The organism is Arthrobacter sp. YAF16 (assembly GCF_052113385.1).
In the GTDB taxonomy this organism is placed as follows: domain Bacteria; phylum Actinomycetota; class Actinomycetes; order Actinomycetales; family Micrococcaceae; genus Arthrobacter.
The window spans coordinates 1-21,495 of sequence record NZ_JBFRDC010000014.1 but is presented as its reverse complement, the minus strand read 5'-3'; the positions used below and the strand labels follow the sequence as shown (position 1 = coordinate 21,495).

Below are 21,495 nucleotides of genomic sequence, written 5' to 3'. Positions count from 1 at the left end.
GCTTCGTCCCAAGAGTCTTGAGCTGAGCAACATCTGCACCCCAAATAGCCATTCGAAAAAACTCCTTAGTTCACCGGACCCGAAACTCTCGGCATCCCCAGCGGCCCCCGGCTGATCCGGAAGATCCAATGCCTCGAACCTACCCTGCCGCGCAAAAAACTGTCGATGGGCAGGCCTCCCCATCGGCCGGTCCCCCGCCCAAGTAGCTCGCAGTTGTTGTCGTTTTGAGGGCCCAAAACGACAACAACTGCGAGTCAGTTGGGCGGTCCCGGGCTAGTTCCGGTTCTCCGGCGGCAGGGCGATCTGCAGCTTGCGGACCTTGCCGCGACCCACGATGTAGCCGCGGCCCGGAATAAAGTCCCCGCTGATCCGGCCCAGCGAGGTGCTGAGCAGGCTGTCGCCCTCGATGTCCCCGGGGTTGAGCAGCAGGCCCCGGCGGCCGGACTTGAACGGTTGTGCAAGGGACCAGGCCGAGGACCAGGTGGAGGTCTCGGATTCGCCCACCACCCACTGCTCGGCCTTGATGGACGCGGTGACCAGCCGGCCGATGCCGGTCTCGGCCAGGGTGTCGGTGAAGTCCGTCAGGCCCTCGATGAAGATTGCCAGCTTGCCCGGCGTGCCGGTGGAGTAGTCCACCAGCTCGTCGATGGCCTCCTCGACGTCGTCCGCGCCCACCACGGAGCGGTCCCAAAGCTTGAGCGACGCCGCGGCGGACCGCCGCGAGCCGAGGTAGATCAGTTCCACACCGGGGTTGGACCGGCGCAGCGCGTAGGCGAGGGTTACCAGCGCCACGGTGCGGCCTGAGCCCGGCGGGCCGGCCAGCAGCAGCGGGCCCTTGGCCAGGATCTCGGCGGGCTGCAGCGTCTCGTCGTCGACGCCGATCACCGGCAGGTCCGGACTGCCGGCCGGGAGCACGTCCAGGTCCACCGTCTCCGGCAGGCGTTCGATTTGCGGCGCCCGCTCCACACCCTGGCGCAGCATGGCCTCGCGAAGCTTCTGCACCTCGCGCGCCTGCACGGCCAGGTTGGAGTTCCCGCCGAGGACCGCCAGCTGCACCTCAAGGTTGCCCAGCAGGCCGCGGCCCGGCGGGGTGCCGGCGCCGAGCACATCCTTGGACACATCCATGGACATGTAGTCGTCCTCGGAGGACAGCCGCAGCACCAGCCGGCGCTGGATCGAGGCGAGCAGCGACGCCGGCACCGCGTTCGGCCGGTCGCCGGTGACGACCAGGTGGATGCCGAGCGGGCGGCCGTCGGTGGCCAGCTGCAGGAAGATGTCCCAGAGCGCCGAGAGCTTGCTGTATTCGTAGGCCTCGCGGAAGGCGGACATGCCGTCCACCAGGACGAAGATGCGCTTCTCGTCCGGCATTTTGGCCAGCTCGCGGTATTCCACGATCGTGGCGGCACGGACCTCGGCGTAGCGGGCCGAACGGTCGTCGGCGAGGTCGCGCAGCCAGCGCAGCAGCCGGCCGACGCGTTCGACGTCGTCGCCGTTGATGATCTCGCCGACGTGCGGCAGCGCGTCGAGCATCTTCAGTCCCGAGGAACCGCAGTCGATGCCGTAGACGTTGACCGGGCCGCCGCGCGGGGTCACGGCGGCGGCGATCGCGATGCCGCGCAGGGCCGCCGACTTACCCGAGCCGCCGGTGCCGTAGATGGCCATGTTGCCGTCGCGGTCCGGTTCGTAGAAGACGGTCGGCTGGTCCTGGTGCGCGGGGTCGTCCGCCACGCCCAGGAGCAGCCGCTCGTCGGTGCGCGGGTTCGGCAGCCGGGAGAAGTCGTAGGTCGTGGCCAGCTCATCCAGCCACGGCTTGCGGGGAGGCTCGATGGCGAGCACGTCCGCCGCCTTGATGATGTTCGCCGTCATCCGGGCGATGTCGTTGGGCCCGGCGGGTTCCTCCCGGGCCGGGGTCTCGGCCGCGGGGGCGGCCCAGGGGGCGCCGGACCCGAAGGCCATCTCGACGACGTCGATCCGCGGGCGCTGCGTCTTCTCCGTGGTCCAGCCGCCGGCGTAGCCGGTCTGGAAGCCCTGGATCCGGCCCGGCCCGGTCTTGGCCGCGCCGCGTCCCGGGATGGACGGGTCGAAGTACGCGGCGGTGGGCACGCCGAGGATGTCCACCGCGTCGTCCTCGTCGGCCATCCGCAGCGCCACGCGCAGGTTGGTGTTGGCGCGCAGGCTGTCCTTGATGACGCCGGCGGGGCGCTGGGTGGCGAGGATCAGGTGCAGGCCAAGCGAGCGGCCGCGGGCGGCGACGTCCACCACGCCGTCGACAAACTCCGGCACCTCGGTGGCGAGGGCGGCGAACTCGTCAACGATGATGATCAGGTAGGGCGGCGCCTCCGGGTCCGCCTGGCGCTGGAGTTCCAGCAGGTCCTTGGCTTTCTTTCGGTTCAGCAGCCGCTCGCGGTGGTGCAGCTCGGCGCGGAGCGAGGTCAGGGCGCGGCGGACCAGGTGCGGCGACAGGTCCGTGACCAGGCCCACAGTGTGCGGCAGGTGCAGGCAGTCCGCGAAGGCGGCGCCGCCCTTGTAGTCCACGAACAGGAAGCTCACCCGGTCCGGGCTGTACGCCGCGGCCATGCCCATCACCCAGGACTGCAGGAACTCGGACTTGCCGGCACCGGTGGTGCCGCCGACCAGGGCATGGGGTCCCTCGTTCTTCAGGTCGAGGTAGAGCGGTTCGATGCCTTTGGAGCCAACCAGGGCCCGGAGCGTGCCGTTGTCCTTGCGGTTCGGCTTGGCGCTGGCGTGCACGGAGTTGTTCTCGGTCCAGCGGTCCGCGACGGCCTGCGGGTTGTCCAGGAAATCCTTGCCGATCAATGTCGCGTAGGACACCGCCCGCGGCAGGTCGGAGTCGTCCTCGAGCGGCTTGCCGACGTCGACCACCGGGGCGAGCATGCGCGCCAGCTGGGCGGCGAGCCCGGCGTCGAGGCTTTCGCAGCTGACCGGGAACGTGTGCCGGCCCAGCCGGACCTGGCCGGTGGTGGTGCCGTGTTCGCCGTCGACCGCCATGAAGTCGCGGCAGGCTGCCGGGAGCTGCTGGACGGAGCTGGCCACCCACATGACGTGCACGCCGGAGTCCGGTCCGCGTTCGAGCACCCGGGTGAGCCGCCCCCGGTCCACCGGGGCGTCGTCCTCGACCACCAGGAGCACGGTGGGCAGTTGCGGTTCCGGGATGTCGGCGCCTTCCAGGGCGAGGCCGGGGCGCAGCTCCGGACGCGGCGACTGTGCCGCGGCCTCGCGCTGGTCGATCAGGTCCTCAAGTTTGGACAGCAGGGCCGAGCCGCCGGCCGGTCCGGCGGCGAGGTGGTCGCCGCTAAGCGGGCTGTGGCCGGAACCTGCGTGCGGCAGCCACTGCAGCCACTCCCAGCGGTCCTTGGACTGCGCCGAGGTGATGGCGGTCAGGACCACTTCGGCCGGGGAATGCAGCCCCACCAGCTGCAGCACCATGCCGCGGGCCACGTCGTCGACGAGGCCGCGGGGCCCGGCCAGGCCGAACGAGCCGGCGGTGCGCAGCTGGGAGACGATCGGCACGCCCTCGATGCTGCCGAACTGGGCGATGCACTGCTGGATTTCGGCCATGTACTCAGGCTCGGTCTCGTTGCTGTGCGGTTCCTCGAACTGGATCCGGGACGGCGCCGTGCCGAGCCCGAACCGCAGTCCCAGGAAGCCGGCATGCTCGGGGCGGTGGGTCCAGAGCAACGGGCCCAGTTTGTAGATGGAGTCCACGGTGTCGCTGACGGACGGCGCTTCCTGCAGCCTGACGGAGCGCTCCACTTTCTGCAGCGCGGTGATGTCGGCACGGAATGCGGCCATGGCGGCGCGGAATGACTTGAGTTGTTCCTTGCGTTCCCGCTTGCCCTGCATCTTCTGGTCCACGTAGTGGCCGACGATGAAGAGCGGCATCATCAGCATGAAGATCACGGACATCATGTTCTGCGTGACGGCAAAGATGACGGCACCCATCATCAGCGGGGCCACCAGCATGATGTACGGGAACGGGTGGTGCTCCTGGCGCTTCGGCCCGGCCGGCAGCGTCCGTTTGTGCGGTTCGAAGCGGGGCACGACGCGGGGCGAGCGGTTGAAATTGATCAGCGGGGAGCTCGGCGCCGCGCCCTGGCTCCCGCCCAGGGAGACCACGGACACGGTGGTGTCCCCGAGCGTGACGGTGTCCGAGGAGTTCAGCGTGGCGCGGCTGACCGGCAGGCCGTCCATCAGCAGGCCGTTGGCGGAGTTCGTGTCCACGATTTCCACGGTTTCGCCCACCGTGATGCGGGCGTGCCGCTTGGAGGTCAAAGGGTCGGTCAGCCGGACGTCGACGTCCCGGTCCCGGCCGATGTAGCTGGTGCCGGAGGGCAGCGAAAATTCGCGGCCGACGTCGGGGCCGGAGAGGACGCGCAAGGTCGCCGCCGCAGGTCCCCGGTTCGCCCCGGGCACCGCGAACTGCTCGCTGACCTGGGTCAATGCAACGATCGAGCCGGGCCGCAGCCCGGATTCAAGCAGGTTGTCCTCCCGGTTCAGGACGCTGCCTTTCATGCCGCCGGCGGCGAAGGCCTCCTCGATGCTGAGCGTGAGGTTCGACGGCGGCCGGGTTCCGCGCCGTGCCGGGTCCGCCGCCCAGAGCTCGGTGGCGATGTCCGCCACCGTGGCCAGGCCGTCGACCGTGACAGCGAGGTCCTTGGCCTCGGCGGGGTCGCGGCGCAGGGTCAGCCGGATCCTCATCCTTCGTCCCCTCCGCGCTGTGTTTCGAGCAGCACCAGGTCGGCAGCGGTCACGAGATGCGAGGTCACGGCGTGTTCCACGAGCCGTGCGCGTCGGTTCGTGGCGAGCTTGCCGGCTCCGCCGCGCAGTCCGGCGACTCCCACCCGGTCGAGTTTGTCACACACGTTGTCCAGCTTTCTGTTGAACCGGGTCAATGCCCAGCCCAGGGTTTTGGCCGCTTCCGCGGAGGAGGGGATGGCGCTGAAGCCGGTTCCGTCGCGGCGCAGCATCGGCTCGGCGAGCGCCACGATCAGGGCCTTCTGCGAGTCGGTGAAGACCACGGGTCCGATGGTGGTGTCTCCGCCGCTGTCCTCGCTGCGGGCCTGTTGCCGGAACGCCGGGGTCCGGAGGTGGACGGCAAACTCGTAGGTGGTGGGGCCGGCGGTGAAGATCACGTTGGTGTGGCTGAAGACCAGCGGAATGCGGGCCCCCGGTGCGAGCCAGGCCTGCATGCCGCCGGAGGCGTCCGCGATGGTCGCGCAGAGCATGCTGCCGACGTTGCTGAGCCACCAGATGCCGTCATACCGCGCGATCTGCAGGAACTGGCGGTGCAGGTACGGGTTGTCGTCCACTTCGAGGTCGCCCTCGCGGCCGATGCTGAAGATGTCCTCGTCGGATGGTTCGTGCCATTCGCCGCAGAAATCTATCGCTAGGTCCCCCATGGTCGGTGTCTCCTTGTTGGGCGGTATGCCTTGGTGTTTTCGGGTGTGCCCTGGGCAGGGATGTGGTGTTCAGGATTTCCTGGCGCAGGCGATGGAGTCCTGTTCCATCGGCGAGGACGCGCCGTCGGAGCGGACAATCATCACCTGGATACAGGTCTCCCCCGCCGGGTTGGGCTCCACCTGGACCCTGGCCGTGGTGGCGGCCTGGAAGTCGCCTTTGCCCTTTAGCGAGTACGTCCGCCACTTGTAGCTGTCGCCGGGCTTGGGCTGCGGGTTCTTCCAGGTGAAAGTGAGTTTTCCGGCATTGTCCGCCCTCCCGGAGAGCGATGCCACGTCCGGGACGGTGCCGTTGTCCAGGGCGTCCGCCGGCGGTTTACTGAGCTGCTCGGACGCTTTGGGGGCCGGCGCGGGTCCGTTGGTCCCGGCGATAATGCCGACGACGACGGCGATCGCCAGGACCGCGCCGCCGACGATCGAGAGCACGAGGTTCCGGCGGCCGTGGCCCGACGGGGCACCGCCGGCTTCGCCGGAGCTCCCGCCGCGGATGTCCTCCTGCGGCGCCATGCTGGAACGGTTGACCGTGGCGGCGACGTCGTCGTCCTCCGGGCGCGGCGCGGCCGCGGCGGCGGGCGGCGCCGCGAACACCGGCCCGGCGGCGGGCCGCTGGACGGTATCCCGGCTGGTGTCCCGGATGCCCGGGTTGTTGAAGGTGGTTGAGTCGTCCGGCGACGCTGCGGACGGCACCCGGGCCGGGAAGGTCGGGCCGTGCCCGGTGGCGTCGGGGTCGATGGCGGCGACGCTGCGGACGCGGGTTTCCTCGAAGGTGTCATCGGGGTGCGGCTCGTCGGCGCGGGGTTCTTCGAGGACCTCGAACGGCGTCACGGAAAGGTTCAGCTCCGCCTGGATGCGTTGCAGCGCCAGGGCAAAGGCGTGGGCGGAGGAGTACCGGGAGGCCGGCGACTTGGCCATCGCCGTGGCCAGGGCCAGCTCCAGGGACTCGGGCACGTCGGCACGGCCCAGCTTCGGCACCGGCAAGCTGGTGATCCGGGAGATCAACTCGCGCTGTGAGTTGTCCGCGCCCGGGAGCACGAACGGGGACCGGCCGGCCAGCAGGGTGTAGAGCGTGGCGCCGAGCGCCCAGACGTCCACCAGCACGCCGTCGACCTGCCGGTCGCTGAACTGTTCCGGCGGGGACCACGGGATGGACATGCCCGCGTCCTCGTCCTGGTCCCCGGCCAGGGTGCCGGAGATGCCGAAGTCGGTCAGCGCCGGCCGGTTGTAGTCCGTGACGAGGATGTTCGCCGGTTTGATGTCGCGGTGCGCGATGCCGGCGCGGTGCGCGGTTTCGACGGCGGAGGCCACCTGGATGCCGACTGCCAGGACCTCGTCCACGCTGAAACGCTGGCGGCGGTAGCGGACGTCCAGGCTCGGCCGGGAGCAGTACTCCATGGCCAGGTAGGAGTGCCCGGCCTCGGTGACCTCGGCCTCGAAAATCGTCACGATGTACGGGTGCGAGGACAGCTGGGCCATCAGGTTTGCCTCGGACTCGAAGCGGCGGCGGGCGCCTTCGGTCTTGAGGTCCGAGAGCAGCACCTTGACGGCCACCCTGCGGCGCGGCCGGTCCTGTTCGTAGAGGTAGACGTCCGAGAACCCGCCCGAGCCGAGCGGGCTGATGTAGGTGAAGCCCGGGATGCTGGGCGGCGGGGCGACGGGACGTTTGGCGTTCACAGGAGCTCCTCGAAGCGCAGCTGAATGCCGTCGCCCAGTTCGGCAATGTCGCCGTCGAACAGGATCGCCATCTCGCCCTGGGCGAGCCGGCGCGGGGCCTGGCCCTCGCGCAGCAGCACCGTGCCGTTGGTGGCCTTGAGGTCGCACAGCATCACGTGCCAGCCCTCGAGCCGGACCTCTACGTGCGAGCGGGAGATGTCGCCGCCGGGACTCGCCACCTGGACGAGTTTGGGCATTACGGCGCCCTGCACGCGGGACACGGAGGGTTGCCGGCCCACGATCAGCGACTGGTCGAGGTCGATCAGTTCGCCGGTGGAGAGCCGCATCCGGCCCAGCCTGGGGCGGCGGACCTGGACACCGTCCCCGGGCAGCGCCTGGCCGCAGTAGGCGCACTGGGCGTTGGTGGGCGGGTTCGCGTGGCCCTGCGGGCACACCCGGGCCAGCACCATGGGGCCCGTGGCGGGGTCTTTGGCTGTGTCTTTGGTTGTGTCTTTGGCGGGAGAGGGTCCCGGGCGTGCGGCGGGGCTGCCGTTGAGGGCGCTCTTCATGATGGTCTGGCCGTCGTGGTCGGCATCACCGGCCGGCGCCGGAACCTGGCCGGCGGGCTGCGGGGAGGGCGGGGTCAACAGCGACGGCGGCGCGACGGGACCGGGGGCGCGCGGCGCCAGCGGGGCGTCGGGCGTCCGCTCGCCGCCGGTGCGCCAGGGCACCGAGTCGATCAGCCCGCTGGGGACGGCCGGGCGGGCTGCCGGCTCGGGCGCCCGGAGTGCCGCGGGCTCCTCCGCCTGTTCCTCCGCCGGGGCGATAGCCGCTGCGGCGGGGTCGGGTTCCCCGGCGTCGGACGGCTCCGGCGCGGGTTCCTCCTCGGCCTCAGGATCCTCGCGCACGGCGGCGTCTTCGATGTTCCGCATCACCGTCTGTTCCCAGAGGTGGTCGTAGCTGCTGGTCGGCTCCTGCTCGGCAGGCTCCTGCTCGGCGGGCTCAGGCTCGGCAGGCTCCTGCTCTGCGGGTTCCGGATCTGCGGGTTCCGGCGACGGAGGGGCGGCCGCCTCCGTGGCGAGTCCGGCGTCGAGCTCCTCCTCCGGAAGTTCCAGCACCGTGTCGGCCGAACTGCCGAGATCGCTCAGTTCCGCGGCGATGTCCGCTTCGGCGGCGGCCAGCAACTGGTCCTCGACGGCGGCTTCAGGCACGGCGCCGGGGAGAGCCGTGGGGACGCCGTCGGGGACGGCAATATGGGGCGCCGCGTCCGGCCGCACGGCGGCGGCGGACGGGTTTGCGGACAGACCGCAGGACAGTCCCTGCAGCAGGACCACGCCGTCGCCCAGCGGCAGCGCGCCCGCCGGGGCGGTGGCAGTTGCCGCGGGGATGTCCACGCTGAAGTTCTCGGCCGCCGCAAAGCGCCGTTCGGTCCAGGTGGTCACGTCACGGCCGCTGAGCGCGACGGATTCCCCGCCGTCCAGCCGGACCTCCAGATCGATCTCGCCGCGCAGGAACACCTGCAGCGAACCGCGCAACCCCACGATCCCGAACCAGGGCAGCCGGGCGAGCGAGCCGCCCGAGGCCGAGGTCACGGCGTCCAGGACCTCATGAATCTCCGGGTCTCCGGCCAGCAGGGTCCAGAGCGAGTCGACCAGGGCGCGGTCGGTGTCCGGGCGCAGCAACACCACAGTTCCGGAGCGGACCACGCCCAGCCAGGTTCCCGGCGTGTAGCTGACATCGCCCGGCCGGTTAGCGGACGCCATGGGGCTCCTCGCCTGATCCGGCCGCGGCCCCGCCTTCGTGCTCCGCCGCGGTGCCGGCGACTCCGCCGTCGGGGGCGACGTCCAGCACCTCGGTGCGCGGCAGGGTGTTTTCGTCTTCGGCCTCCGCCGGCGTGCGCGGGGCGGTCTGAGCGCCGTCGTCGTTCGCCACGTTGCTCGCGTCCACCACGATGCAGGTGACGTTGTCGCGGCCGCCGCTGCGCAGGGCTGCCTGGATCAGCTCGTCCACGGCGGCCTGCGGATCCGGCTCGGAGACCAGGATGCGGGCAATCTGCTCGTCGTCGAGCTCGCCGTTGAGCCCGTCCGAGCAGACCAGGATCCGGTCCCCCTCCTCGACGGGCAGCAGCCAGTAGTCGGCTTCGGTCTCGTCGCCGGTGCCGAGCGCACGGGTGACGACGTGGCGGCGCGGGTGGACGGCGGCCTCGGCCGCGGTGATCTCCCCGGCATCAACCAGCTCCTGCACCTCGGAATGGTCCACGCTCACCTGGCTGAGCTTGCCCTGGCTGAGCCGGTAGGTACGGGAGTCGCCGATGTTGAGCACCAGCCAGTACGGGATGCCCGACTGTTCCACCACGACGACGCCGGAGAGGGTGGTGCCGGCGCGGGAGCCGGTCGCCTCGCGGATGCCGGCGTCGGCTTCGAGCAGGTACTGCTGGACGACGGCGGCGGTGGCGTTCCGCTCCCCCGTGGCGAGCTGGGGAATTTCGGAGAGGGTGCGCACGCAAATGCCGCTCGCGATCTCGCCGGCCTCATGGCCGCCCATGCCGTCGGCGACCGCAAAGACCGGATCGGCCGCGATGAAGGAGTCCTCGTTCATCTCACGGCGCAGGCCGCGGTCCGTGCCGTAGCCACAATTGAGCCGCAGGCTGGGGGCACTGCTCGGGACACTGCTGGGGGTGGTTCCGGGGGCTTCGGCGGGAGGAACGGATGCCGGCTGGGATGTCATGCCTGTCCTAGGTAGAAGGAGCGGTCACCGAAGTGCACGGTGGATCCGGGGCGTACGTGGGTGGGTTCCCCGGGTGCCAGTGCGGTGCGGACACCGTCCGGCGTCGTGACGGCGCTCCCGTTGGTGGAGTTGCGGTCCGTCACCCAGATGCCGCCGTTTCCGGCCAGCACATGGAGGTGGGTCTTGGAGATGGAGCGTCCCGGGTCGGCCACCGGCAGCAACTGCACGGATTCCTCGCCGGGGTGGCCGGCGGGGTTGCGCCCAATCAGCAGGGACCGGTCCAGTTCCACCTCCCGGCCGTCGTCGATCCTGATCCGCAGGATGGCCACGGTGACCGGCGCGGAGCTGTCGCCGCGGACCTGCGTGCGGTCGTGGTCGTCGTCGGGGTGTGCGCTGAACGCACGGCCATTCACGGCTTGGCTCCGGACGGCCTCGATCGGGGCGGCGCCGGCGTCGGCGGGCATTGGCCGGAAGGATGCCGGCGGAGCCGCTGCCGGAGCGGGCGCGGGGACGGGCACGGAAGCCGGCACGGCCGCGGGCGCCTGCGGCTGCAGCCGGGCGGCGCCGGCCACCGGCGAGGCGACTTGCTGCACCGGCGGAAGGTCCAGCGGGGCAAAGCTGTAGGGGCCCTGGATGCCGCCGGTGGTGATCGGGTTCCGGCCGGCCTTGATGTCGAAGACGAGGGTCTTGGCGGCGGTGTCGTGCCAGCCGCGCAGCCTGCTGTTGGGATCCCAGGTGTTGGAGACGACCACGAGGACGGCCCAGGCGCCACCCACCAGGGCGAGCGGTCCGAGGATCACCAGCGCGGCGCCGAACCACTGGAAGACCACCACCAGCACGGCGGCCAGGGCGGCCAGCAGCACACCGGCCCCGGTGATCAGGCCGCGGAGGAAGACCGCTCCGCCGCCGGGCGCGTACCCATCGGCGTCGGCGCTGCGGATCCCCACGATGCGGTTGCCGAGGGTGTTGCCGGACCGGCCCTCGATCATGGCCTGGACCAGGGTGTAGACGAGCGTGGCCCCAAGCCCGATGCCGCCAAAGAGCACCAGCGAGGAGGTGTTGTAGACGATGGTGCCGGCGCTGCGTGATTGGGTGACGCCGGCGAAGCCGACGGCGAAGAGCACCACCAGGAGCGCCACAGGGCCGGTCCAGTCCAGCACCGCCGCGCCGAGCCGTTTTCCGGCGTCCGCGGGAACCAGCTCAAGCTTGTTCGGCAAAACGGTACCTCCCCCTTGTCCGTGGACACCCTGTCCGTTCAGCTGCACTCCGGCAGGTGCCTGCCCCGGCGCGAACGAACCGCCGTGCCCGGAAGGCGCTACCGGGATAGTACCGGGTGTTGGGTCCGCCCGCCCGGCGTTGCGCGCCGACCGGTTGATCAGCGGCGCCGCGCAGGAGGTGCAGAACGCGGCGCCGGGCCGGATCGGCTGGTGGCAGCGCGGGCAGCGCTCAACGTCGTCGGTCATGGCTCGTTGCGGTTCTTCCTGGCTGTTCCCTGTGGTTCCTGGTGCGGACCGGGCTCCACTGTACTAGCTGGACCGAAGCTGGCCGGGTCAACCGCAGCCGGACCGGACACCGGGCCGGAGCCGCCGGGAACCCCGCCGCCGCGGCGCCGGCCGGGCAGGACCGGGCGGAGTCCGCTCAGCTTCAGCGCGGCCCGGCCGTCGGCCAGCAGTGAGCGTGGCGAGAAGCGGGCCTGCTGGCGGCGCCAGAAGCCCACGGTCCCGGTCATCTCCTTGAGCGAGCCGTCCACGATCTCCCAGTACTCGCGTACCTGCTCCTCGCTCGGCTCGGCTGCCCCGAAAATGGCGGCGTCGGCGCGGTGGGCGAGCAGCGTGGTGGTGCCCTGGCTCCCGGGGAACGCTTCGCCGAGCACGACGGCGGACTCCCGGCGGGTGGCGCGGTTGTCCACGCCGGCGCCGAGGTCGGTCGCGAGGCTCAGCACCTCGCTCCAGCCGCCGCCGACGCGCTGCGCGGGGTGCCCGTCGGTGAACCGGGCCTTCCGGCGTCGGGATTTCAGCAGCGCGATCAGCAGCAGCGGCAGCGCGAGGACCGCCACCGGTATCAGCGCCGTGCCGATCGCGGCGAGCAGGGGACCCCAGAACAGCCAGGGGTTGTTCTTCTTCTGGTCGGCGTCGAGCGCGTCCGGCGAGGAGTCCGGCGGCAGTTCGGCCGGTTCCTGCGGCGGGGGCGGCGGCTGCAGGACCTGCGGCTTGGGCTTGGACTTGTTCTCCGGATCCGGCGGGATCGGCACGTTGTCCTTGGGCGGCGTGGGATCGAAGGACACCCAGCCCACCCGGTCGAAAGCGACCTCAACCCAGGCGTGCACATCCTTGCCGGTGATCTGCACTTCGCCCGCACCCTTTTCCGGGCTCTTCGGGTCCGGGTAGAAGCCCATCACCACGCGGGAGGGGATACCCAGATGACGCAGCATGAGGGACATGGCGACGGCGTACTGTTCGTCGTCGCCGAGCATCTGCTTGGCCGTCAGCAGGCTGCGGATGCGGTTGGAGCTGTGGCCGGAGACGCTGGGGAGCTGCCCGTCGGCGATCAGGCCGTTGCTGAAGGCACCCTTCTTCTGGAAATGCGCCTCAATCTGGCGGACCCGGTCGATCGCGGTGGGCGCGTCGGCGGCGAGGTCGTTCGCCTGCGAACCGACCACCGGCGGGACCTCGCCCGGGTCCGGCAGCGACACCTTGGCGAAGTCGTACTGGGTCAGCTGGCCGTGCTCCAGCATCGCAGGGTCCGCCACCTGGACGCTGTAGGAATCGCCCTTGCCCAGCCCGCGGGTGGTCACGGCGGTGTCCGTGCCGGAGTTGAAGTACAGCCCGGAGGCTGCGCCCGAGCCGTCCCGGGCAAAGCTGATGCCGGTGGTCTTGCGGCCGCCCGGCAGGAAGTAGCCCTGGTAGTCCTCGATCGTGATGTCCAGGGTGTAGTTGTTGGTCGGCACGATTCCGGTGGTGTCGGCGAGGGTGTTCAGGGACTTCGCGTCGCCCACCTTGCTGAAGCTGCCCGAACCGTTCGGGTCCATGTTGTAGTTGGTGCCGTTGAAGGCGTCCAAGGCGGCGAGCCGTACCCGGCCGTCCTTGGGCAGGCCCTTGACCAGGAAGAGGTTGTCGTCTTTCTTGTCCTTGACGAAGTTGCGGAAGCTCGCCAGCGGTGTGACGTAGTCCTTCGGGTCGAACGGCGGCACGATCGTGTTGCGCAGCACCTTCCGGTCGTCACCGGCGGCCACCAGCGGGGACGCGACGGCGGTGATCCCGACGGCGACGGCGATCACCGCGGCGGCGGTGCCCACCCGGCGGAGCCGCGCAGTGCGGGCAGCCGCCTGGTCCGTGTCCGGCCGGTTCACCGATACCTTGCGGGTGTCGCTGCTGCGCAGGGCGTCGCGGCGGAAGGTGGCCCAGGCGATCGCGACCACGGTCAGCGAGATGCCGCGTTCCACGGTGAGGAAGCCGGCGTTGGTGCTGAACGCGATGCCGGTGATGAACAACAGCAGCACCGGCAGCAGCGGCCAGTACGGGCTCTTGAGCCGCCAGATAAGCAGCCCGGCAGCCAGGGCGGTCAGCAGCGAGCTCAGGAACGGGACGATCAGCGTGCCGCCCGCGGTCCCGACCGGCACGCCGACGGTCAGCATGTCCTTCCAGGCGAAGACCACGCCCACCAGCAGGGTCCGCAGCGATTCGAGGCTGGGCAGGAAGCCGGCGATCGAGGCTTCCGGCACGGCCAGGCCGGTGCCGAAAACCAGGTAGGCGCCCACCGCGAGCGCGGTGGTGATCAGCACTCCGAGCCGGAAGTGCACCTTGGCGGCAGCGACGCCGAGGCCCAGCAGGATGCCGCCGAAACCGGCGGCCAGGTAGTACGGGTCGCCGCCGAAGCTGAGGCTGAAGCCGAGCACGCCGAGCCCCAGCAGCAGGGTGAGGGCGCCGGCGTCGAGCAGGTAGTGCCAGGCCGGCTGACCGTCGGCGAAGCCGGAGCGGCGGGGTGCCGCGGTGTTGTTGCGGGGCCGGAAGCCCGTGGCGTTGCTCATGCGGCCGCCTTCCTGAGCACGATGGCCAGTTCGGAGAGATCGCCCAGGGTGAGCACGGTCAGGTCCGCGATGTTGGCCCGGGCCGGGGCGGCCCCGGCCTGGATCCGGACGGCGAGGCTGCGCACGCCCGGCGGGACCGAAGCCGAGGCGGAGCGCAACTGGGTGGGGGTGACGTTGCTGCCCACCACGAAGAACACCACGGAGGCGTTGGGCACGGTGTCGGCCAGGGTCCGGGCGAGGTCGACGGCGTTCTTGCGCTGCGGCGCGCCGACAATCCGGGTCATGTCATCGAGCATGTTCCGGCCGGTCTGGCAGCGCAGCGGCCCCTGCTGGGTGAGGACGTCGAGGTCGCGCTGTTCCCGGATGGCCTGCAGTCCGATCGAGGCGGCGGCGGAGATGGCCAGCTCGAACTCCTCCTCGGAGGCGTACTCGTCCGTGTTGGTGGAGAGCGAAATGGCCAGGTGTGCCCGCCGGGTCTCCTCGAACTGGCGCACCATGAGCTTGTTGGTCCGGGCCGTGGTCTTCCAGTGGATGTGCCGCCGGTCATCGCCGGGAACGTAGTCGCGCAGCGCGTGGAAGGAGACATCGGCGCTGGAGAGGTCGGTGGTGGGCATACCCTCCAGGTCGCGGATGAAGCCCGCGGCGGAACCGGCCAGGGCCACGGTCTTCGGGTGCACGTAGAGGTCCTCGGGTTCAGTCCAGAGCACCTGGCGGCGCAGCAGGTGCAGGGGGTCGGCGCGCACGGACCGGACCGGGCCCACCACAATCACGGCGCGGCGTGCGGTGGGGATGGTGAAGAGGTCCTCGTGGACCTGTCCGGGCTTCATCCGGGGCAGGTGGAACACGGCGGTGGCGGCTCCCACCGGGAGTTCCAGCGCGGCGGGCAGCAGCGGGCGGGCGGAGGTGTTGGACACCGCGATGCTGCCGACGGCGCTGTCCCCGACGGCCACCCGGGTCCGGGCGAGGTCCAGCAGCACGCCGTAGGAGGAGCGGCCCAGGATGAAGCCGACCGCCAGCACCAGCAGGACGAAGGCGGCGATCGCGGCGGCCTTGGCTTCCTGCCAGCCGTAGGCCTGGCCGGCGCTCCACAGCAATATTGAGGCTGCCAGCACGGACCAGCCGAGCACGCTCACGACGGAGAGCACGGGCCAGAGGTGCCGGCGGAAGCGCCCGCGGATGGCGCGCCAGGCCGGGTCCAGGGCCAGGGCGGCGGCGCTGCGGGCCTCGGCCCAGACGGCGGAGGGGTGCAGCCGGGAGGGACCGGCGGCCCGGGACAGGGGGCGCTTCAGGCGTTCAGCAAGCCGAGTCAACGGGGTGCTGGTGGACATATGGGTGCCTTTGTTCGTGCATGGTTGCGGGGCTGGAATCGGGGCCCCGCGGCTGGACTCGGTCGGAGGCGCCGCTTAGACGGCGGCCCGCTGCTGCGGGGCGGCGACGTCGGCCAGCACCCGTGCCAGGACGGCCTCGGCGGTGGCGCCGGAGAACTCCGCCTCCGGGTCCATCACCAGGCGGTGGGTCCAGACGACGGCGGCGAGGTCCTTGACGTCGTCGGGCAGGACGAAGTTCCTGCCCTGGCTCGCCGCCCAGACCTTGGCCGCACGGACCATCGCGAGGGCGCCGCGGACGGACACGCCCAGGCGGGTCTCCGGGGCGCTGCGGGTCTCCTCGCAGAGCCGGGAGATGTATTCCAGCACCGCGGTGTCCACGTGGGTGGTGGCGGCGAGGTCGGCCATGTCCGCGACGGCCTGGGTGGTGATTACGGCCGTGATGTCCTTCGAGCGGTCCTTGAGGTTGGCGCCGCCGAGCAGCTGCACGGTGGAGGCGTGGTCCGGGTAGCCGATGGAGGTCTTGATCAGGAAGCGGTCCAGCTGCGCCTCGGGCAGGCGGTAGGTGCCGGCCTGCTCGATCGGGTTCTGGGTGGCCATGACCATGAACGGCCGGCCGGCCTCGTAGGTGGAGCCGTCCACGGTGACCCGGGACTCCTCCATGACCTCCAGCAACGCCGACTGGGTCTTGGGCGAGGCGCGGTTGATCTCGTCGGCGAGGACGATGTTGTTGAAGATCGGGCCCTTGTGGAACTCGAACTTCTGCGTCTTCTGGTCGTAGATGGTTACGCCCGTGACGTCCGAGGGCAGCAGGTCCGGGGTGAACTGGATGCGGTTGTTGGAGCCCTGGACGGTCGCCGCAAGGGCGCGGGCCAGTGAGGTCTTGCCGGTTCCGGGAGCGTCCTCGAAAAGCACGTGGCCTTCGGCCAGCATGGCCGTGAAGGTCAGCCGGATGACATGCGCCTTCCCCAGCACGGCCTGCCCCACGTTGGCAACGAGCTTCTCAAAGGTGCCGGCAAACCATTCGGCCTGCTCAGTTGTCATCGTCATGCGCTGGTTCCTCTTCCATTCGGGTAATGCGTTGGGGTGTGCGCCGGCGGGGAGTCCCCGCGATGGCCGGCGTTTAGTTCAGGGGAAAGGATTGCGGTCATCGCTGGGGCATTCCCGCCGGCGGGGTGGAGCCCAGGCTGGTGGTGTCTCCCCGGGCAAAGTTGCCGGCGGCGGGGCCGGACGTCAGGTGGTACCAGAGCCGGCCGGACGAGCCCCAGCGGACGTAGTAGTCCGCCTGCGCGGTGATGCCGGTGTCGAACCACTTGCCCGGGCTGATGCACTGGTCCGGGTTGCTGTTCCGGTAGCTGTCCGTGCTGCTGCTGGGTTCCGTGCAGGTGCGCACCGGGGTGGCCCGGATGGACCAGGACGTTGGCGGCGGCGGCGCCGGGTCAGCCCCGGAGGTGGCTCTGGCGGTGTCGTCAAAGCCGCAGTCGTTGTTGCCGTCGGTGCCGTTGCAAGCGCGGACCTTCAGGGTGTGGGTTTGACTCCAGCCGCCTGCGTTGTGATCGTAGCGGAGGGTCAGCCCGACGCTCTTCCAGCCGGTGCCGTCGTAGTTCACTTCGTACCGGTTGATCGGCCGGCCGCCATCGTTCGGCTGGGTCCAGGTCCAGTGCACCTGCCCGTCGCCCTTGGAGGAAGTCTCCCCGGTGAGGCTGGGGCGCCCCGGCTGGCCATAAGGAACGGCCGAACCGATGTTCTTGCCGTCCCCGGAGACGTTGTTCTTCGTGGAAACGGCGATGATGTTCACCGTGACGTTCTTGCCGTTGGGTTGGCCGGTGATGGTACCGCCCGGGGCGTTGATCGGGCCCGAGCCGTACGCCGTGGACCAGCGGTAGCTGATCTCCGAGGCCTGCGAGCCATTGCGCTGGGCCTGGGTCAGCGGCGTAAAGGTGACTTTCAGTTCTCCGCTGTTGCCGGGCGCGGCAACGGTACCACTGCTGACCGTGCCGGGTTTGCCGGCGGCCCGGATGGGGGCGGACTGCGGGCTAATCCCTGACGTGCCGGCCTTGTTGGTGGCGGCCACGGTGAACGTGTAATCGGCCTCCGAGTTGTCCACCGTGACGTTCTGCGAGGTGTCGGAGACCTTCTGCGTGGCCACGGCGGCTCCGCCGCGCAGCGTGGTCAGGGTGTAGGAGGACACGGCGTCGCCGTTGTTGTCCGGCGCCGCCCAGCTCACCCGGAGCTGGCTCTGGTTCCCCACCGAGCTGGCCGACGCCGCACTCGGCGCCGCCGGGGTTGCCGGCTTGCCCGCCGGGGTTTCCGCGGCGGAGTAACCGCTCCATTCGGAGGGCTCCTTGGCGTCGTTGCGGGCCAGGACCCGGACCTTGTAGGCCACGCCGTTCTCCAGGCCCTTCCAGACGTAGCTGACCGACGTGAGGTTCTGGATCTGCGCGTTTTGCCCCGCCGGCGCGGGCGAAATTTCCAGATCGTAGGACTTGACCGGCGAGCCCTTGGAGGCCGGGGCAACCCACGTCACCGCCAGTTGCTTGTCGCCGAATTTCAGCGACGGCGCCGCTGGGGTATCCGGCTTGACGTCGGGGCGCACCTCGGCCGACGCCGGGGAGCGTTCGGATTCGTCGATGGCGTTGGTGGCCGTGACCTGGAAGTGGTACTTCGCGTTGTTGGTCAGGCCGGTGAGCGTGCAGCTGTTCGCCGGGCAGTCCTGCCGGAATCCGCCCTCGCCGTACACCGTGTACTTGGTGATCGGGGATCCCCGGTCCGCCGGCGCGGTCCAGTTCAGCAACGCGGTGCCGTCCCCCACGCTCGCCGCCTGCGGAGTGGTGGGTGCCAGCGGCCGGTCCTTGACGGTCAGCCGGATCCGGGCCGTGGCCTGGCGGGACGGGTCCTCGGTCTTGTCGGCGATGGTGTAGGCCACGACCATGGTGCCGGAGAACCCTGCGGCCGGTGTGACCACGACGTTGCCGCCCTCGACGCCGACGTTCCCGGAGCCGGTTTCGGCGGTCGCGGCGACGATTTTGAGCGGCGACTCAGGGAACGGATTCGAGTCGTTGGCCAGGACGGGCACGGTGGCCGGTTTGCCGGCGGCGGCGTTCGGCTCGAGGTCGTCGTTGGCCACGGGTTTGGGCCGGTTGGAGGCGGTGACCGTGAACCGGTACGTTGCGGTGGTTTCGAGGCCGCGGGGGTCCTTGGCCTTCACCTGCACGGCGCCGTCCGCGCCGGCGTCGCTGCCGTCCTTGGCAGAGAGCTTCAGGGCCTGTCCCTCGACTCGGGCGTCGAAGCCGGGTGGGACGTTGCCCGCCAGTTCGTACTTCATGTTCTGCACGTCGCCGTCGTCCGGGTCCGTGGTGAGCCGGGCCAGGTCCACGCTGGTGGCGTCGCCCTTCGGCAGGTCCACCTGGCTGCCCAGCAGCACGGGCGGGTTGTTCCGGTTGGGGTCCGGGAGGACCTTGGTGCGGATGCTAAGCGTTGATTTCAGGCCGGCCGGATCGTCCGGGCCGGTGCCGTCGGTGACCTCGAAGCTGAGCGAGCCGGGGCCCGCGTAGTCCTGGCCGGCCGTGTACTTCAGGGCGGTGCCGTTGTTGGCGACCGGATCTGAGCCGTCGGCGCCGATCAGTTTGATCCGGTCCGTCTGGGTCAGGCGCGGCGAGCGGCCGTCGCGGACCTTGACCCACTCCTTGAGGTCCACGGTGACCGACTGTCCCGCAACCACTTCCACGACGTCGTCCTTGGCCAGCGTGGGCACCTGCTGACCGATGCCGGGCACCCAGATGATGGCCGTTGATTTCTGGCCGTCGACGTCTTCGACGGTGTAGGGGATCAGCTGCGGCTGTTCGGTGAGTTCGACGATCATGTTGCCCTCGGTGCCGGGCCGGGCGGTCTTGGCCTCGGTGCTGACCTTGAGGTTTTCGCCGACGCCGTCGGGGTCTTCGTCGTTCTTGAGCACCGGGACGTCGACGGCGGTCTTGCCGAGCGTTTGGGCGGAGGTCACCCGGTCGTCGCGGGCGATGGGTGCCTGCAGGGGCACGTCCTTTTGGACCTTGACGGCGACGGCGGCCTGGGCCGTGGCGCCGCGGTCGTCGGCAACCTTGTAGCGGACGTTAACGGTGCCTTCCTGGCCCGGGGCCAGCAGGATGATGCGGCCGCTCTGTTTGCTGACCGTGGCCTGCAGCTCGGGGGCGGCTTCGATGCCGCCGGCCAGGATCCGGATCGGGTCGCCGTCGGGATCGGTGTCGTTGCCGGTGGCGTCGACGGCGATCTGGCGGCCGGGACGCACGGCAACGGCGTCGTCCACGGGCGTCGGCTTCTGGTTGGTGTCCCCGCGTGGGGCGATGCCGACGGTGACGGTGCCGGTGTTCACGGCGCCCTGCCGGTCAACGACCTTGTAGCGGAAGGTGTCGGTACCGGCGCCGTCGCCGGCTGCGGTGAAGTCGATGAAGGTGCTTCCGGCGGTGGCGGTTCCCATCGAGGGGGTGCTGTCGATGCCGGTCAGCTGGACGGAGTCGCCGTCGGGGTCGATCCCGTCGAGTTCCACGGGAATCCGGACCGAGCCGCCGGCCACCACGCGGGCGGTGAGGTTTTTCGGCTGCGGCCGTGAGTTCTGCGCGCCTTCCAGCGGAAGGATGTGGATGGTGACGGCCGCGGCGCTCTTCTGGCCCTGAGGGTCCGCGGCGTTGTAGATGGCCCGGACGGTCTTGGGCACGCCGCCGGCAATGAAGCGCAGCGTGTTTTCCGAGACGAAGCTTTTGCCGTCCGTGGCCGGGACGGGCTGCGGCAGCACCGGGTCCACGGTCAGCTTTTGGCCCTGCGGGTGCGTGTCGTTGGCCAGGACGGGGATGGTGACGACGTCGTTGACGCGGACGTTCACCTCGTCCGGCTTGGGCTGGGGCGCCTCGACGACGGCGGGTGCCGGAACGGGGACCACGGAGACGCTTCCGGTGGCGGACTTGGAGCCGTTGGACATGGTGTAGCGGAAGATGAACGGTTCCTTGGTGCCGGTGATGTCGGTGATCCGCAGCACGGCGTGGTCGATCACACTGACGGAGGCGGTGGCGTTCCCGGGCAGTTGCACGGACTGCAGCACCAGCACTCCCCCGGCCGGGTCCGAGTCGTTCGCGAGCGGGTCCACCAGCACGCTGCCGCCGGCCGGCAGCAGCGCGACGTCGTGCACGGCCACGGGGTCGCCGGTGTCCTTGCCGGACTCCACGTCCACCCGGATCAGGCCCTGGGTGCTTTGCGGGCCGTTGCTGGCGATGTAGCTCAGGTAGACCGGGCCCGGGGTGTTGCTGCGGAAGGTGAACGTTCCGCCGTCGGTCACGGGGCCCAGCTCGGCGGTTCCGGCCGCTTCCACCTGGGCCAGGCGCAGGGCGCCGCCGTTGGGGTCGACGTCGTTCTTCAGCGGTGCGATCACGAGGTCCTGGCCGACGACGGCGCTCACGTGGTCCGCGTTGACCACCGGCTGCAGGGCACCGGGGGGCTGGACGTTGACGATCACCTTGCCGGTGGTGGTGGCCCGGCCGTCCCAGACGGTGACGGTGACGGTCTTCTTGCCGGGGGCCGCCCCGGAATCCTGGTAGCTGAGCAGGCCGTCGCGGCGGACCTTGACCTGGTCCTGGTCGTTGTCCGCCTTGGCGTCCATCAGGACCAGGTCGTCGCCGTCGGGATCGGTCCAGTCGGTGAGGATGTTCTGGCTGACGGTCTTGCCCTGCTCCACGAGCATGGTGGTGGGCTCCCCGCGCTTGAAGAGCGGGGGTTTGTTTTCGTCATCGCCCACGACGCTGAGGGTGATGCTGCCGCCTGCGGACAGGCCGCGGCCGTCCGCGGCGTTGTAGCCAAAGGTTTCGGTGCCGGGTTTCGCGTCGGCCGGGACGGTGACTTGGAAGGCCGTGCCGCCGTAGATACTTTCGAGGCTGCCGGCCTTGGGGCCGTTGCCGGAGACGGCGGCGGTCAGGACGTCGCCGTCGGGGTCGGAGTCGTTGTCCAGCACGCTCAGCACCGTGGTGCGGCCGGGACGGACGCCGACGGCGTCGGGCTTGGTTTCCGGGGGCCGGTTGGGCTTGGTGCGGTCCGGGAGGATGTTGACAGTGTTGTTGTCCGCTGATTCCTGGTCCTGGTCGTTGGACTGGTTCTTGGGCGGGATGACGTCGTCCCAGTTGTTCACCAGCTGCATGTTCTGGTTCACCAGCCACACATTGCCCGAATTCACATCATTGAGCACCACCACGTCCCGGTTCACCCGGAACACATACGACGGCGACGCGGACGCCTTCGGCACATCCAC

The 21,495-nt window shown here is 70.2% G+C and carries 10 protein-coding genes; all 10 read right to left on the bottom strand.

Features of this window, described 5'->3' with window-relative positions; all coding sequences use genetic code 11:
- Positions 1-273 precede the first annotated feature (273 nt).
- A complete protein-coding gene (locus tag AB4Y91_RS16715) occupies positions 274-4,719 on the bottom strand; it encodes an FtsK/SpoIIIE domain-containing protein (RefSeq protein ID WP_441419541.1) in 4,446 nt (1,481 codons plus the stop codon).
- A complete protein-coding gene (locus AB4Y91_RS16710; RefSeq protein WP_441419540.1) occupies positions 4,716-5,420 on the bottom strand; it encodes a hypothetical protein in 705 nt (234 codons plus the stop codon). The genes AB4Y91_RS16715 and AB4Y91_RS16710 overlap by 4 nt, the downstream gene beginning before the upstream one ends.
- A gap of 69 nt (positions 5,421-5,489) precedes the next feature.
- Positions 5,490-7,148, bottom strand: a complete 1,659-nt coding sequence (locus AB4Y91_RS16705; protein WP_441419539.1) for a serine/threonine-protein kinase — start codon at positions 7,146-7,148, stop codon at positions 5,490-5,492.
- On the bottom strand, positions 7,145-8,890 hold the full coding sequence (locus AB4Y91_RS16700) for an FHA domain-containing protein (protein WP_441419538.1): 1,746 nt from the start codon (positions 8,888-8,890) through the stop codon (positions 7,145-7,147). Before AB4Y91_RS16700 ends, AB4Y91_RS16705 begins: the two co-directional genes overlap by 4 nt.
- Entirely contained in the window at positions 8,877-9,854 is a 978-nt protein-coding gene (locus AB4Y91_RS16695) for a PP2C family protein-serine/threonine phosphatase (RefSeq protein WP_441419537.1), read from the bottom strand. The genes AB4Y91_RS16700 and AB4Y91_RS16695 overlap by 14 nt, the downstream gene beginning before the upstream one ends.
- Complete coding sequence (locus AB4Y91_RS16690) at positions 9,851-11,317, bottom strand: RDD family protein (protein ID WP_441419536.1); 1,467 nt, start codon at positions 11,315-11,317, stop codon at positions 9,851-9,853. The genes AB4Y91_RS16695 and AB4Y91_RS16690 overlap by 4 nt, the downstream gene beginning before the upstream one ends.
- On the bottom strand, positions 11,314-13,881 hold the full coding sequence (locus AB4Y91_RS16685) for a transglutaminase-like domain-containing protein (RefSeq protein ID WP_441419535.1): 2,568 nt from the start codon (positions 13,879-13,881) through the stop codon (positions 11,314-11,316). The genes AB4Y91_RS16690 and AB4Y91_RS16685 overlap by 4 nt, the downstream gene beginning before the upstream one ends.
- On the bottom strand, positions 13,878-15,209 hold the full coding sequence (locus tag AB4Y91_RS16680; protein WP_441419534.1) for a DUF58 domain-containing protein: 1,332 nt from the start codon (positions 15,207-15,209) through the stop codon (positions 13,878-13,880). Before AB4Y91_RS16680 ends, AB4Y91_RS16685 begins: the two co-directional genes overlap by 4 nt.
- A 75-nt stretch (positions 15,210-15,284) precedes the next feature.
- Entirely contained in the window at positions 15,285-16,256 is a 972-nt protein-coding gene (locus AB4Y91_RS16675) for an AAA family ATPase (protein WP_441419533.1), read from the bottom strand.
- A gap of 97 nt (positions 16,257-16,353) precedes the next feature.
- The coding region (locus tag AB4Y91_RS16670; RefSeq protein WP_441419532.1) for an Ig-like domain-containing protein at positions 16,354-21,495 on the bottom strand (5,142 nt) is incomplete at its 5' end.

Excerpts from the sequence above, each read along its gene's own strand:
- AB4Y91_RS16710 (WP_441419540.1), bottom strand. The coding sequence starts at position 5,420 with ATGGGGGACCTAGCGATAGATTTCTGCGGCGAATGGCACGAACCATCC.
- AB4Y91_RS16700 (WP_441419538.1), bottom strand. The coding sequence starts at position 8,890 with ATGGCGTCCGCTAACCGGCCGGGCGATGTCAGCTACACGCCGGGAACC.
- AB4Y91_RS16690 (WP_441419536.1), bottom strand. The coding sequence starts at position 11,317 with ATGACCGACGACGTTGAGCGCTGCCCGCGCTGCCACCAGCCGATCCGG.
- AB4Y91_RS16680 (WP_441419534.1), bottom strand. The coding sequence starts at position 15,209 with ATGTCCACCAGCACCCCGTTGACTCGGCTTGCTGAACGCCTGAAGCGC.
- AB4Y91_RS16695 (WP_441419537.1), bottom strand. The coding sequence starts at position 9,854 with ATGACATCCCAGCCGGCATCCGTTCCTCCCGCCGAAGCCCCCGGAACC.
- AB4Y91_RS16715 (WP_441419541.1), bottom strand. The coding sequence starts at position 4,719 with ATGAGGATCCGGCTGACCCTGCGCCGCGACCCCGCCGAGGCCAAGGAC.
- AB4Y91_RS16685 (WP_441419535.1), bottom strand. The coding sequence starts at position 13,881 with ATGAGCAACGCCACGGGCTTCCGGCCCCGCAACAACACCGCGGCACCC.
- AB4Y91_RS16675 (WP_441419533.1), bottom strand. The coding sequence starts at position 16,256 with ATGACGATGACAACTGAGCAGGCCGAATGGTTTGCCGGCACCTTTGAG.